This window comes from Pseudoflavonifractor sp. An85 (assembly GCF_002161235.1).
GTDB lineage: Bacteria > Bacillota > Clostridia > Oscillospirales > Oscillospiraceae > Enterenecus.
Window position 1 is genome coordinate 1 of record NZ_NFHE01000030.1, and the last position, 13873, is coordinate 13873.

Consider the following 13873-nt stretch of genomic DNA (forward strand, 5'->3'; position numbering starts at 1 on the left):
TAGCATATATGGGAATGGGAGTATTCCACCGTCCTATACCTCATCCCTGTAACTTATCCACCGTATCAGTTCATTATAAAAATCTTAGATTTTTGTCTTGACAACTGAGCCACTATACTTCAAGTCTCAAGACAAACCATTTCCAAATGGGAATCGGGGGTATCACTTAGATAAAGATACCACACCAATCCCACGCTGACTTTTGCTCAACCGATACAGCCGGAGGACTGGATAACAAGAAAAGGCGGTATGCGACCCGTGGAGGGGTAGCGTACCGCCTTTTCTTGTGGGGGTTTCCAAAGGGGGCAACGCCCCCATTTGGCACACGACTTTGCGAAGCAAAGTGTAGTGTGTTATACGCTCTGTCGGCGTTGCCGTGAAAATGCCGTTGCCGCCGGGGAGGGCAAGGGCATTTGAAGCGGCAGGAAAACAGGGCTGTGCTTGCGTGGCGTGGAGCCGCAAGCGCAGGTCTGTTTTCGACAGCAGACAGGGCGTATATGAACGCCCCCGTCCCTCGTCCTACGCTCCGACTTGTGGACAAAGTGTCCCGAAGTTGTGGCCACACTCCCGGAAAAATAGCAGGACAGCGGGCAACCGTCAAGACTGAAATGAACGGGTTTGCACCCGGTCTTGACCGCCACCCGCCGTCCCGCTGAATGGGTGGACAAGGCGGCCAATCCCGCAAAGTGCTTGGCCACTCTCTTTCTGATTTTGGAGCGTTCCTTTTCTAAAAATTGAAATGGGCGGGAAGCCATTTTAGGGCTTTCCCGCCTTGATTACCCTTTAGCAAAGACGGGCGTGACTGTCAACGGCGGCGCATGAAATGCGCCGTTCATCTTGACCGTTGACTGGCTCGGCTGGCTTTGCTACTTGCTTGTATCAAGTATTAGCTTTTTGTTAAAGCAAGACTTTTGGCTAAATCAAAAGGAGTACAGAATGCTTTTTGAGCATTCACTCTATTTCCAGCACCCCATTTTGCTAATCCAAAGTTTACATTTGCATGTTTAGCGCACTGCATGTCGTAGATACTATCGCCAATGTACAGTAACTCATTTGCTTGACATTTTGTCCATTCCATATATTTCAAAAGCGGGTCTGGTTCTGGTTTGTGTTGTAGCGTATCATCAGCACAGACTACGGTTTCAAAGTAAGATGATATATCAAATTTCTGAAAATCGCTTCTAAATTCTTCATGGGTTTTAGAGGTAACAATGCCTATGCCTAATTTTAATTCCGAAATAGTCTCAAGCAATTCTTTTATCCCGTGAAATACAGTAATCGTGTCCCTGTATTTTTCCATGTTTTTGTCCCACATGGATAGTGCTGACGCTATATCACTCACTCCTAAACGCCGCAAAGCATTTTCGCCGGTAATTCCTAAAGCAAATGTTAATTCTTTATCGGAGATTATCTTTCCGTTTATTGCTCTTATAGTATCTTGCAAAGAATGAATGACGGCATATTCTGTATCAATCAGAGTTCCGTCTACATCAAAAACAATCTGCTTATAAGCCATAGGACTGTTCCTCCTTTTCCCTCGGTCTAATCAAAAAGAGTTGACCAGTTTTTGGTTCGATATGCTTCAAAACACATTTTTACTTGCTCTTCATTATTCTTTTCCGTGGCCAGTTCCGGCAGTTCATTTTCTGAAAAATATGCAAAGCCCGTAGTTTCTATATTTTCTTTGAAGGCACCTCCGATAATGGTGCAAAGTACAAATATTTTACATACGCCATAAGCATATACTGGCAAGTTATGTTTAGAGCGGTCTTGAATTGCAATCACTTTATCAGCAGTTACATCTAAGCCCGCTTCTTCTTTGACCTCCTTAATAGTATTTTCTTTGACAGACACATTTACATCAACCCAACCTCCGGGAAGTGACCATTTTCCGCTATTCTCTTTAACAAGAAGAATTTTTCCATTTTGAAAAATAGCGGCTCTGGTATCAAGTTTTGGCGTCTGGTATCCTGTTTCATTACAGAAAAGGTCTTTCGCTTTTTGAACGGGTATATCTGTCTTATATGCCATTATCTCAGCAGAAATTTCCCGTATCCTTTCATAGCGTTCTCTATCAAAAATGTCTTTTCCATAGGTCAATCCTGCTTGTGCAAGACTCTGTAATTCTATTGCCCATTCCAGCCATTGTTCTTTCATGGTTATCCTCCCTTGCTACTGCGATTTTCTCTGATAAAATATCAGTCATTTTTTTGGTTCATCACTTTCTTTAACAACTTTTGGAACAAGTCGGCAGTTTCTTCATCCATCGGTGCAAGCTGTCCGATCTGTCCGGCTATCATCGCCGTTACATCGTCAATGGAAAGCGGTTTCTGTTTCTGCTCCGCCAGTGCGTCCCGCATGGTTTGGAACATAGCGGCAGTCACAGCTTCCCCCGGTTGTTCCCCGTTGTCAATATCTTTCTTAATGTCCCGCAGGATAGCCAGGAACACATTTTTGATTTTCTCAATCTCCGCTTCATGTTCCCCCATCTTCTGGGCGTTCAAAAGCTGTAAATCCTGCTTTGCTTCCACCCGGTGTTCCGGGTGTTCTTTCATCAGGTCGGACAGGGAAGCCGTTGCTATCTCGATAAGCTGGTTTCTTGCTGTTATGCCCTTTGCCGCCGTGTCCTGAAAATAAATCCATATCAAATCTATCAGCTTGGGAAAATTCCTGTGTTCCAACAGGCGATTGAGGATTTGCACATCAACAGCACCCGTCACAAGCCCTCTTACGGCTCCCTCGGACAAGCCTAATTCAGAAATATCGTAGCTTTTACGAACGCTCACGGTAGACAAGCCCAGTATGTAGTCTGTCGACACCTTAAATTCCTTTGCCACACCTATGAGAATATCACTGCTGACCGTTCTCGTTTCGCCGCTGACAATGCGGCTCAACTGGGAAGCGGAAACGCCTATCTTCTCCGCAAGTTCCTTTTGTGTGATGTGGTTCCCGTTACATAAATCGGAAATCCGTTGTCCGAGTGTTCCGGGTAAAGCCATAAACACGCACCTCCTCCGCATACTTCCATTATACAGAATGATTGCAAAAATGCAATTCTCGCAAAATTCCGGGAATTGCATTTTTTCGTGTAGACTTATGCTCCCATCGGGTACAGGAAACACCCGGAAATCAAAAACAAGCTGATAATCGACGAGGAAACTCGCTGGATAGTGGAGAAGATTTTTGACCTTGCCTTTCATGGCAGAGGGGCGGCCAGTATCACAAGAATACTGATTGAGGAAAAGGTTCCTACGCCGGGATTTATCAACTTCCAGCGTGACGGGACTTTCGCAAACATCTATGCGGGTGCGCCGGAGGAAAAAAGCTACGCATGGACGATAGCGCAGGTCAAGAGCATTATGAAAGACGAAACCTATATCGGTCATACCATCCACTACCGGGAAACAAACATTTCTTTTAAGAACAAGCGGAGGATACGCAAGCCCCAAAGTGAATGGGTGCGGGTGGAGGACACGCAGGAGCCGATTATCAGCGAACAGGTTTTCCGGCAGGTACAGGAGCAGATAGCAAACCGCCGCAGGAAGTGCAAGGATGGTACGACGCAGATTTTTTCCGGATTGGTAAAATGTGCGGATTGCGGCTGGTCGTTGTCCTATGGGGAGAACAGGCAGAACAGCAAGCCTTACGGTCATTATCATTGTAGCAAGTACGGACAGGGCACACGCCAATGCTCCATGCACTATATCCGCTATGATGTGCTTTACGCCTATGTCCTCTCCCGTCTGCAATACTGGTCGGGGCTGGTACAGCATAATGAAGAACGGCTCTTGAAGCGGCTGTTAAACGCCAATGACAAGGGACAGGCCGCCGCAAGAAAGAAGCAGGCCGCCGAACTGAAAAAGGCAGAGAAGCGGAAATCCGAAGTTGATACCCTGTTTGCTCGGATGTATGAGGACTGGGCGGCGGGGCGTATCACGGAATACAACTTCTCTATGCTGTCCGGGAAGTACCAAAGCGAACAGGCTGAACTGGACGCAAAGATTGAGCGGCTTCAATCCGCTATCGCCACTGAAAGCCAGAACGCCGCAGACGCAGAAAAATGGATTGCCTTGATGAAAGAGTGCGTCAATCCAACGGAACTGACCGCCGAACTTTTGAATACGCTGATTGAAAAAATCGTTGTCCATGAAGCGGTCAAAGGTGAGGACGGAAGCCGGGAACAGGAGGTAGAAATCTTCTACCGCTTTATCGGCAAAATTGATTGAATGATACCAATATCTTTAACTATGTGATACCGGCCAATCCTACCCTGATTTTGAACGATTAGTTATGCTAAGTGACTATTTCAATTTGACCTTAGATGAATTGGTAAAAGGCGTTGATGTTCAGGATGTGCGGGAAAAAAACATGACAGACGAGAGAGTTACATCCATTTATTTGGACATCGAAAACGGAAAAGCAGCATTCAAGAAAATTATGGAGATAGCAGGGTGTATATTCCTCGCATTGGTTGCCGTTGTTCTGATTGGTTTTTTAGCTCATTTGGCTTTCCCCGATATCGAATGGCTCTGGCGGCTCTATTAACAAAGAATTTGATCTGCCAAGCCTACTAATGCAAAAAGGAGCGCCGCAGCTGCGGCGCTCCTTTTCTGATATCTCTATGGAGTTTTTAGTGCACGTCCAGCACGTCGGTGCCGTGCTCCACCTGGCCCTGGGCCACCAGCTGGCAGGTGTCGAAGTCGTCCACGTTGCCCACCACCACGGGGGTGATGGTGCGGTAGCCGGCCTCCTGGATGGCCTTGCGGTCCATGGTGCCGATGACCTCACCACGGCGTACCTTGTCGCCCTCTCGGATGGTGAGCATAAAGGGCTTACCCTGGAGCTGCACCGTGTCAATGCCCATGTGCACCAGCACTTCCAGGCCGCCGTCGGTCTGGATGGTGAAGGCGTGCTTGGTGTCAAAGACCATGGTCACCTCGCCGTCGGCGGGGGCGTACACCTTGTCGTCCTCGGGCTCCACGGCAAAGCCGTCGCCCACCATCTTCTCGGAAAACACGCCGTCGCCCACTTCGGTCACGGGCATTACCTTGCCGGTGAAGGGGCTGGACACCATGCCGCCCTTCACAGTGGGAGCGGCCGGAGCGTCACTCTCCTGGGCAGCAGGCTCCTGATAGTTGGCCAGATAGGCCTCCACATTGGAGCGGATAACGGACACCCGGGGGCCGTACACGATCTGCACGCCCTTACCGGCGGTGATGACACCGGAGGCACCGGTGGCCTTCAGAACCGCCTGGTCCACCTTGGCCCCATCCTTGACGGTGCAGCGCAGACGGGTGATGCAACAGTCCACGTCGGAGATGTTGTCCTTACCGCCCAGACCGCGGACGATCTCAGCGCTCAGAGCGTCGTCACTGCCGCCCTTGGCGCCGTTGTCGCCGCCCTTTTTCTGGGCATCCACGTCCTGACGGGTGTAGAGCTTGATCTCGTCGGCGTTCTCCTCACGGCCGGGGGTCATGTAGTTGAACTTCTTAATCATGAAGGAGAACACCAGGAAGTATGCCACGAAGTAGAACACACCCACGATGACCACCCAGATCCAGCTGGTCTTGTCGTTGCCCTGGAGAATACCAAACAAGGTCAGGTCGATGAGGCCGCCGGAGAAGGTCATACCCACGCCCACGTTGAAGATGTGCATGAGCATGTAGGCAGCGCCGGCAAACACACAGTGGACGATGTACATGACAGGAGCCACAAAGAGGAAGGTGAACTCCAGAGGCTCGGTGATACCGGTGATCATAGAGGTCAGAGCAGCGGAGAGCAGCAGACCGCCCACCACTTTACGATTCTCAGGCCGAGCGCAACGGTACATAGCCAGAGCAGCACCGGGCAGACCGAAGATCATCAGGGGGAACTTACCGCTCATAAAGCGGGTAGCAGCCACGGAGAAGTGCTCGATGCCGGGGGTGGCCAGCTCGGCAAAGAAGATGTTCTGGGCACCCTCGATGAGCTGTCCGCCCACCATGGCGGTGCCGCCCACGGCGGTCTGCCAGAAGGGGATGTAGAACACGTGGTGCAGACCGAAGGGAATCAGAGCACGCTCAATGAAGCCGTACAGCCAGGTGCCGCCGTATCCACTGGCCAGCACAAAGCCGCCCAGATGGTTGATGCCGATCTGGATGGTGGGCCAGATGTAGTACATGGCGATGCCCACCACCAGGTAGGTGGCAGAGGAGATGATGGGGACAAAGCGGGTGCCACTGAAGAAGGACAGAACCTGAGGCAGTTGGATTTTAAAGAACCGGTTGTGCAGCGCGGCCACGCCCAGGCCCACCATGATACCGCCGAACACGCCCATTTGCAGGGAGTTCAGGCCCACCACAGTGGTGGTGGCGCCGGACAGCTCGGGGGCGCCAAAGGCGTTGATCATAGCCCCGATGGTGGCATGCATGACAAAGAAGGCGATGGCTGCCGACAGGGCCGCCACTTCCTTCTCCTGCTTGGCCATACCGATGGCCACGCCCATGGCGAAGATGAGGGGCAGGTTGTTAAACACCACCGAACCGGCGGCGTTGAGCACCTGCAAAATGGCATAGATGAAGGTGCCGGGGCCCATAATGCCCATCAGGCCGTAGGTCTCCAGCATGGTGGTGTTGGTAAAGGAGCCGCCAATGCCCAGGAACAAACCTGCCACGGGCAAAATGGCGATGGGGAGCATAAAGGAGCGGCCCACCCGCTGCAATACGCCGAATACTTTGTCTTTCATCAGAAATTCTCCTCCTTAGCTTGGCCCATGGCCAGGGCCAGTCGTTGTAAGTGGACGGTCAAAAAGGTGAGTTCCTCGCCGGGCAAGTCCAGGTCAAACACCCGCTTGAGCCGATCCCGCACCCGCAGGGCGCAGTCAAAAGCCTGGGGATAGTGCTGCCGGATCATGCCCTGGAAGGTGGCATCCTCCCGGGCCTGGGGTCTGGGGCGCGCCAGCCGCTGACCCAAGAATTTCAAGTGGGTGATCAGCCGCTCGTAGTCCAGCCCTTGCTGGCAAGGCGCAGCCCCGTAGAACTCCGCCACCTCCGCCATGATCTCCCGCACCAGCTCGGTGATGCGCACCATGTCCGACATGCGCCCATCCAACTGAGCGTTGACGATATGCAGGGCGATGAAGCCCGCCTCGTCCTCGGGCAGTCGCACCCCCAACGCGCTCTCGATGATCTCCAAGGCCATCTCTCCCACCTCGTACTCCTGGGCGTAGAAGGTCTTGATCTCCCACAACAGCTGGTTGGGGTAGTACACGCCGTTTTTGTGCCGCTGCATGGCAAAGGAAATGTGGTCGGTGAGGGTAATGTACACATTCCCCGACAGACGGCGTTGCAGCTGCCGCTCGGCGCTCTCGATGATTTGGGTGCTCACCTCCAGGTATTCCGGAGGCAGCTCCACCATCAGCTGGGTCAGGCGTTGGGACTGGCTGTGATCTTGCAGGGCGTACACCTTTTCCACCCGGGAGGGGGCTACCACGTCCCCCGGTTCCTTTTTGAAGCCGATACCAGGCCCACGCAGCACCACCTCGTGGCCGCTTGAATCCTTGGCACACACAAAATTGTTGCCGATGGCCCTCACAATGCGGTACCCCTTAGGGGACTGCGTGGACGACGGGACGTTTTCCATGTACCTCACCCTCTCTCTAGAAAAAATAAAAAGACCAAACCACACAGTGCCATATGAACCTAACGTTCCACTGCATCGGTTTGATCTTGCCTGCTTGACCAGTCACAAGTCCCTTTGAAATTGTCCAGGGACAGAATAGCTCACTGCCATGGTTTTGTCAAGGAAGAATCGTTGCAGTCGCGTACTTTTGTCACCCCCCACAGATTCATAGGGGGCAAATTTGTGAAAAAACACGGGCGCACCTCACGTAGATGCGCCCGTGTCTGCTACTTTTTCCCGCACCGAGAGCAGTCTCCCGAGCAACCGCAGCACTGCCCCTTGAGCTGGCGGCGGACGGTGCGAATGAGGTACCACACCGCCCATACCACCAACAGAACAATCAGGGCATAAATCACATATTTCATACTAAACTCCTTAAAACAGCAGCATTCCCACTTGGAACACCACAAAAGACACCAGCCAAGCTGCCGCCAGCTGCCAGAGTACCGAACGCAGAGTCCACTTCACGCTGCCCATCTCCCGCAGCATGGTGGACACCGCCGCCACACAGGGGACGTAGAGCAGGATGAACACCAAAAAGGCATAGGCCGCCACGGGGGTGTGGAAGGTGCCAGACAGGGCAGCTGCCACCGTGGCCCCGGCGTCCAGGGTCGACACGCCGTAGAGCAGGCACAGGGTGGACACCACCGCCTCCTTGGCCACAAGGCCGGTGAGAATGGCCACCGCTGCCTGCCAGGTGCCAAAGCCCAGAGGCCCGAACACGGGGGCCAGCAGAGAACCGATGGTACCCAGCATGGAGTGACCGGGGTCCTCCACCATCACCAGACCGTGGGAGGACACGCCGAAGCTCTGGAGGAACCACAGCACCACGCTCATGGCCAAGATGAGGGTACCTGCCTTCACCAGGAAGCCCTTCACCCGCTCCCACACGTGCATCAGGCAGTTACGGGCGGTGGGCAGACGGTAGGGGGGCAGCTCCAATACGAAGGCGGCGGGCTCACCCTTGAACATGGTGTGGCGCAGGAGGATGCCGGAGACAATGGCGCACAGAAGGCCCAGCACGTACAGGGAAAAAATCACCAGCCCTGCATGCTTGGGGAAGAAGGCCGCCGTCAATAGGCCGTACACCGGCAGACGGGCGGAACAGGACATGAAGGGCACCAGCATCATAGTCATGCGCCGGTCCTTCTCATTTTCCATGGTACGAGCGCCCATAATGGCGGGCACCGTGCAGCCAAAGCCCATGAGCATGGGGATAAACGCCTTGCCGGACAGGCCGAACCGGCGCAGCACCCGGTCCATAATGAAGGCCGCCCGGGCCATGTAGCCCGAGTCCTCCAGGAAGGACAAAAACAGGAACAACAGGGCGATCTGGGGCAAAAACACCAGCACGCCGCCCACACCGGACAGAATGCCACCCACCAGCAGAGAGGTGACCCAGGGTGCGGTGCCCGCCTGCTCCAGCAGAGCGGTGACCACACCGGCCAGCCAGTCGTTGAAGAAATAGTCCACCCCGTCGGCCAGAATCTGGCCGGGGCCAAAGATGATGCCGAACAGGGCCAGCATCATCACCAAAAACACCGGCACCGCCAGCAGACGGTGGGTGACAATGGCGTCAATCTTATCCGAGAGGGTCATGGTGCCCAAGGGTTGGCCCCGCTGAATGCCCACCTTCACCACCCGCTGAATGAAGCGGTAGCGGGCGTCGGCAATGAGGGTCTCCCGGTCACCCAGGGGGTAGGCCTGTTCATACTGCTGGGCGATGCGGTCCACCTTCCACCGGGTGGCCTCGTCCAGCCCCAGGGCCTTTTCCACCAGTTCATCCCCCTCAATGAGCTTGATGGAAGCCCAGTGGGCAGGGATCCCCGCCTGGTAGGCCCGGTCATGGATGAGGGCGTCCACCTGGTGGTGGATGTAGTGGGTGTACTCATCGTACAAATCGTCGGGCTCCACCGTGAAGCCGGTGTGCATCTGATGGTGGGCCTCCTCCAGCAGCTTCTGGATGTTCTGACCCGTGCGGGCGGTAATGGGGATGACTGGCACACCCAAAGCCCGGGAAATGCGCACCAAATCCAGCTTATCCCCCCGCTTTTCCACCTCGTCCATGAAGTTCAGAGCAATGACCATGGGTCGCTCCAGCTCCAGAAGCTGGGCAGTGAGGTACAGGTTGCGCTCCAGATTGGTGGCATCCACAATGTTGATGATGGCGTCGGGGTGCTCCCCCACCACAAAATCACGGGCCACAATCTCCTCCATGGAGTAGGGGGAGAGGGAGTAAATACCGGGCAGGTCTACGATGGTCACATCCCGGCCATCTACCCGGGCCACGCCCTCTTTCTTCTCCACCGTCACACCGGGCCAGTTGCCCACGTACTGATTGGAGCCGGTGAGGGCATTAAACAGGGTGGTTTTGCCGCAGTTGGGGTTACCCACCAGGGCAATTTTCATCTCCCGCACGTCGTGGTCGTCCTTCTGCCCGCCGCCGTGCTCCCGGCGGTGATGGTCGTGGGCCTCGCTCATGCGGCGCACCGCCTCCCGATCCGGGGCGGTGTGGCGGGGCTGGGTCCCGTGGGGCTCCTCCCCAGGGGCGCACAGGAGGATATTGCACGCGTCCTCCTTGCGCAAGGACAGCTCATACCCACGGAGGTTGACCTCGATGGGGTCGCCAAAGGGGGCAATCTTCCGCACCGTCACCGTGGTGCCGGGGGTCAACCCCATATCCACCAGCCGACGCTTCACCGGTCCACGGGGGTTGTTGATGGCCCGGATCACTCCGGATTGCCCCGGCTGTAAATTTTGCAGAGAAATGGTGTCTGTCTTCGTTTCTGCCATTCTCCTTCACCTCGTTTCCATATGCTAACTGTGGTATTGTACACCTTCCTACTGGGAATTGCAATGTGCGGAGTGTACGAAAAAGGGACCCAAAAGCCTCCCTTGTGTAAAGGGAGGTGGCCCGGTGTCAGCCGGGTCGGAGGGATTGACGGAACAAGCCGTCCTGTTTTGTCTGTTCTTTCTCCATACCCAGCCGAAACAATCCCTCAGTCACCTTCGGTGACAGCTCCCTTTACACAAGGGAGCCTCAGAAAGTGCGGTGCGGAATGTCAAAAGTTCTTGACATTTTAACTCCCCTCTGTTATGATGAGAATGTCAAAAGTATTTTACATTCTATTGCAACATCAAAGGAGGAAAGGAACCATGAACATGCCACTGGGAGCCATAATTTTTTTGTTGGTTGTTTTATTGGTATTTACCTCACTGGACATTTTCATGTTGGTGTCCCTCTTGATGCCAGGCGATGAACGCAACCAAATCATTGTCTGGAAGGCCAGCTCGTTTACTCTCTTGGCCATGGTGGGAGCCAACATCCTGGATGTAATTGAAAATTTTGTACGGGCACAGCCCATGGCCCAAAATCCTTTTGTTCAACTGGAGATAGCCGCTATCATCTATTTTGTTGCTCTCCTATTTTATCGAAAAAGGCTTGGTGGTTGACCGTGAAGAATATCATTCGGAGCAGGCGCAAGGAATTAGGCTTGTCCCAAGAAGAATTGGCCAAAAAATGTGGTGTTTCCCGGCAAACCATCAATGCGATTGAAAATAACAAGTATGATCCAACCTTGTCCCTAGCATTTCATCTGGCCAGGGAGTTGCAGGTCACTGTGGATGAGCTTTTTACTCCAGATACCCCATAAAAAACCCCGCTTGCAGCATAACTGCAAGCGGGGTACATATTTTTATACTGATTTCTTATGGTACAGCATCCGGCTGGCATTCAAAATGGCAATCACCGCCACTCCCACGTCAGCAAACACCGCCTCCCACATGGTGGCCACGCCAAAGGCGCCCATGAGCAGGAACAGCCCCTTTACCCCCAGGGCAAAGACGATGTTCTGGATGACGATGGCCCGACACTTGCGGGCAATGGCCATGGCGGTGAGCAGCTTGGCGGGGTCGTCGTCCATGAGTACCACGTCGGCGGCCTCAATGGCAGCATCCGAGCCCATACCGCCCATGGCAATGCCCACATCTGCCCGTGAGAGCACCGGGGCATCGTTGACCCCGTCCCCCACATAGGCCAGGACGGAATCCTGGGGCTTTTGCTCCAACAGCTGCTCCAGCCGCTCCACCTTGTCCTGAGGGAGCAGCTGGGCGTGGACCTCATCCAGCCCCAACCGGTGAGCCATGTCCTCACCTACCGCCTGGGTGTCGCCAGTGAGCATCACCGTGCGCACCCCTTGGGCCTTGAGCCGGGCGATGGTATCGGCAGCATGGGCCTTCACCTGGTCGGCAATGAGCACATAGCCTAGATATTTTCCTTGGGCTGCCACATGCACCACCGTGTCCACCGACACATGTTGCGAGGGGTTTAACCCCTGTTCTTTCATAAATTTGGCGTTTCCGGCCCAAACGCTTACCCCATCCACCTGGGCGGACACCCCTCGTCCGGGAATCTCCATCACATCGGTGACGGTGTGGGCCTTCACGTCTCCCTCCCAGGCAGCGCGCAGGGACTGGGCAATGGGGTGGTTGGAGTGGCTCTCCGCCAGAGCCGCCCACCGCAGCAGGGGCTCCTCCTCCCCTGCCTGCACCGGGTGCAGCTCCTCCACGGCAAATTTGCCCTGGGTGAGGGTGCCGGTTTTATCAAAGACCACCGTCTTTGTCTTAGCCAACAACTCCAGATAGTTGCCTCCCTTCACCAGCACGCCCTGGCGGGATGCCCCGCCAATGCCGCCGAAGAAGGCCATGGGAATGGAAATTACCAAGGCGCAGGGGCAGGAGATGACCAGGAAGATAAGGGCGCGGCGCACCCATTCCCCCCACTGGCCGGTAATTAGGCCGCCCAGAATGGCCAGGGCCGCAGCCCCCAGCACCACCGCCGGGGTGTACACCCGTGCAAATCGAGTGATAAAGTGCTCGGCTTTCGCCTTTTTCGCGGCGGCGTTCTCCACCAGCTCCAAAATCCGAGCCACGGTGGACTGGCCAAAGGGTCGGGTCACCTCGATGTGGAGCAGTCCCGTGAGGTTGACGCAGCCGGAGCTGACCTCCTGGCCCTCCTCCACTTCCCGAGGTACGGACTCACCGGTGAGAGCAGCGGTATCGAGAGAGGAGCCGCCCTCCACCACCACGCCGTCCAGGGCGATGCGCTCACCCGGGCGTACCACCAGAGTCTCCCCCACCTGGACCTCATCCGGGTCCACAGTCACTTCTTTGCCCTTTCGCAGCACATGGGCGCTGTCGGGGCGAATGTCCATGAGCTGGGCAATGGAGCGGCGGGATTTGTTCACCGCCATGCTCTGGAACAGCTCGCCCACCTGGTAGAAGAGCATGACCCCCACCGCCTCGGCGTACTCTCCCAGCACCAGAGCGCCCAGGGTAGCCACGCACATGAGGAAGTTTTCGTCAAAAATCTCGCCGTGGGCGATGTTGCACACCGCCTCCCACAGCACATCCCAGCCCACCACAAAGTAGGGGATGAGGAAGATGGGCAGCCGCCACAGCCCCCACGCCTCGGGGGTAAGCACCGCCCCAACGAGCAGCACGCCCGCCACCAGGATGCGGGCCAAATCTTGTTTATGCCGTCTGGTCATGGCTGTTCACACCCTTACTTGACAATGCGGCAGTGGCGCTCCACCCGGGAGATGCACTTCTGGGCCTCCGCCACAATCTCTTCAAAGCGTCCGTCCTCGGCCTCGATGGTCAACTTCTGGGTCATAAAGCTGATGGACGCACTGTGCACCCCAGGCAGTTTGCCAATGGCATCCTCCATCTTGCGGGCGCAGTTGGCGCAGTCCAGTTCCTCCAGTTTGAATACCTTTTTCATACAAAATACCCCCTCTTATTCCATGATATGTTCCATGCCCTGGGCGATGATCTTGCGCACATGGTCATCGGCCAGGGAATAATACACCGTCTTGCCCTCCCGGCGGGGCTTTACCAGCCGCCCGCCTTTGAGCACCCGCAGCTGGTGGGACACCGCCGACTGGGTCAGCCCCAACAGCTGGGCCATGTGGCACACGCACAGCTCCGACTCAAACAGGGCGTACAAAATCTTCATCCGGGTGGAGTCTCCAAAGAGTTTGAACAGCTCCGCCACGTCATACAGGCACTCATCCGAGGGCATGTGCGCCCCCAGTTGCTCCACCACTTCCCCGTGGCAGCAGCTGCCCAATTCCATCTCTTGCTGGGCCATGGCTTTCCCTCCTTTTTGCTAATATATGAACATCTGCTCATATATTAGCACATTGTGTCTTAC

Annotated in this window: 13 protein-coding genes and 1 pseudogene; 4 read left to right on the top strand and 10 right to left on the bottom strand. The window is 54.9% G+C overall.

The genetic code is table 11. The features are described from left to right. Positions 1–886 precede the first annotated feature (886 nt). The 3 genes from B5G37_RS11655 to B5G37_RS11665 are packed head-to-tail and all read right to left on the bottom strand — an operon-like array spanning position 887 to position 2999. Complete coding sequence (locus B5G37_RS11655; protein ID WP_087257714.1) at positions 887–1516, bottom strand: HAD family hydrolase; 630 nt, start codon at positions 1514–1516, stop codon at positions 887–889. A 26-nt stretch (positions 1517–1542) separates the two neighbouring features. Then, entirely contained in the window at positions 1543–2157 is a 615-nt protein-coding gene (locus tag B5G37_RS11660; protein ID WP_004613655.1) for an NUDIX hydrolase, read from the bottom strand. A 41-nt stretch (positions 2158–2198) separates the two neighbouring features. Continuing rightward, complete coding sequence (locus tag B5G37_RS11665) at positions 2199–2999, bottom strand: helix-turn-helix transcriptional regulator (protein WP_087257717.1); 801 nt, start codon at positions 2997–2999, stop codon at positions 2199–2201. Positions 3000–3095: 96 nt separating this feature from the next. On the opposite strand from B5G37_RS11665, the pseudogene B5G37_RS11670 reads away from it, so the two are divergent. Beyond that, positions 3096–4226, top strand: a pseudogene (locus B5G37_RS11670) (DUF4368 domain-containing protein); the annotation flags it as partial. Positions 4227–4290: 64 nt separating this feature from the next. Further along, positions 4291–4545 (top strand): hypothetical protein, encoded by a 255-nt coding sequence (locus B5G37_RS11675; protein ID WP_087257721.1) that lies wholly within the window; start codon positions 4291–4293, stop codon positions 4543–4545. Between the two features lie 85 nt (positions 4546–4630). On the opposite strand, the gene B5G37_RS11680 is transcribed toward B5G37_RS11675, so the two are convergent. From B5G37_RS11680 to feoB, 4 genes are all read right to left on the bottom strand, one after another. Continuing rightward, complete coding sequence (locus B5G37_RS11680) at positions 4631–6724, bottom strand: PTS transporter subunit IIABC (RefSeq protein ID WP_087257724.1); 2094 nt, start codon at positions 6722–6724, stop codon at positions 4631–4633. Next, on the bottom strand, positions 6724–7620 hold the full coding sequence (locus tag B5G37_RS11685) for a PRD domain-containing protein (protein ID WP_087257728.1): 897 nt from the start codon (positions 7618–7620) through the stop codon (positions 6724–6726). The genes B5G37_RS11680 and B5G37_RS11685 overlap by 1 nt, the downstream gene beginning before the upstream one ends. A 266-nt stretch (positions 7621–7886) precedes the next feature. Next, positions 7887–8024 carry a FeoB-associated Cys-rich membrane protein gene (locus B5G37_RS15030; protein WP_143482939.1) on the bottom strand — a complete coding sequence of 46 codons (138 nt, stop codon included), beginning with the start codon at positions 8022–8024 and terminating at the stop codon, positions 7887–7889. A gap of 10 nt (positions 8025–8034) precedes the next feature. Further along, entirely contained in the window at positions 8035–10452 is a 2418-nt protein-coding gene (gene feoB, locus B5G37_RS11690; protein WP_087257731.1) for a ferrous iron transport protein B, read from the bottom strand. A gap of 363 nt (positions 10453–10815) precedes the next feature. On the opposite strand from feoB, the gene B5G37_RS11695 reads away from it, so the two are divergent. Together B5G37_RS11695 and B5G37_RS11700 are read left to right on the top strand one after the other, a co-directional pair. Next, positions 10816–11112 carry a hypothetical protein gene (locus tag B5G37_RS11695; protein ID WP_242962879.1) on the top strand — a complete coding sequence of 99 codons (297 nt, stop codon included), beginning with the start codon at positions 10816–10818 and terminating at the stop codon, positions 11110–11112. Positions 11113–11114: 2 nt separating this feature from the next. Beyond that, a complete protein-coding gene (locus B5G37_RS11700) occupies positions 11115–11312 on the top strand; it encodes a helix-turn-helix transcriptional regulator (RefSeq protein WP_087257736.1) in 198 nt (65 codons plus the stop codon). Between the two features lie 42 nt (positions 11313–11354). On the opposite strand, the gene B5G37_RS11705 is transcribed toward B5G37_RS11700, so the two are convergent. The 3 genes from B5G37_RS11705 to B5G37_RS11715 are packed head-to-tail and all read right to left on the bottom strand — an operon-like array spanning position 11355 to position 13810. Then, positions 11355–13208: a heavy metal translocating P-type ATPase gene (locus B5G37_RS11705; protein ID WP_087257739.1), complete on the bottom strand. Its 1854-nt coding sequence runs from the start codon at positions 13206–13208 to the stop codon at positions 11355–11357. A gap of 14 nt (positions 13209–13222) precedes the next feature. Continuing rightward, on the bottom strand, positions 13223–13441 hold the full coding sequence (locus B5G37_RS11710) for a heavy metal-associated domain-containing protein (RefSeq protein WP_087257742.1): 219 nt from the start codon (positions 13439–13441) through the stop codon (positions 13223–13225). Between the two features lie 15 nt (positions 13442–13456). Beyond that, complete coding sequence (locus tag B5G37_RS11715; RefSeq protein WP_087257745.1) at positions 13457–13810, bottom strand: metalloregulator ArsR/SmtB family transcription factor; 354 nt, start codon at positions 13808–13810, stop codon at positions 13457–13459. Between the last annotated feature and the right edge of the window lie 63 nt (positions 13811–13873).

Coding starts and splice junctions, on each gene's coding strand:
- B5G37_RS11655 (WP_087257714.1), bottom strand. CDS start 1,516: ATGGCTTATAAGCAGATTGTTTTTGATGTAGACGGAACTCTGATTGAT.
- B5G37_RS11660 (WP_004613655.1), bottom strand. CDS start 2,157: ATGAAAGAACAATGGCTGGAATGGGCAATAGAATTACAGAGTCTTGCA.
- B5G37_RS11665 (WP_087257717.1), bottom strand. CDS start 2,999: ATGGCTTTACCCGGAACACTCGGACAACGGATTTCCGATTTATGTAAC.
- B5G37_RS11675 (WP_087257721.1), top strand. CDS start 4,291: ATGCTAAGTGACTATTTCAATTTGACCTTAGATGAATTGGTAAAAGGC.
- B5G37_RS11680 (WP_087257724.1), bottom strand. CDS start 6,724: ATGAAAGACAAAGTATTCGGCGTATTGCAGCGGGTGGGCCGCTCCTTT.
- B5G37_RS11685 (WP_087257728.1), bottom strand. CDS start 7,620: ATGGAAAACGTCCCGTCGTCCACGCAGTCCCCTAAGGGGTACCGCATT.
- B5G37_RS15030 (WP_143482939.1), bottom strand. CDS start 8,024: ATGAAATATGTGATTTATGCCCTGATTGTTCTGTTGGTGGTATGGGCG.
- feoB (WP_087257731.1), bottom strand. CDS start 10,452: ATGGCAGAAACGAAGACAGACACCATTTCTCTGCAAAATTTACAGCCG.
- B5G37_RS11695 (WP_242962879.1), top strand. CDS start 10,816: ATGAACATGCCACTGGGAGCCATAATTTTTTTGTTGGTTGTTTTATTG.
- B5G37_RS11705 (WP_087257739.1), bottom strand. CDS start 13,208: ATGACCAGACGGCATAAACAAGATTTGGCCCGCATCCTGGTGGCGGGC.
- B5G37_RS11710 (WP_087257742.1), bottom strand. CDS start 13,441: ATGAAAAAGGTATTCAAACTGGAGGAACTGGACTGCGCCAACTGCGCC.
- B5G37_RS11715 (WP_087257745.1), bottom strand. CDS start 13,810: ATGGCCCAGCAAGAGATGGAATTGGGCAGCTGCTGCCACGGGGAAGTG.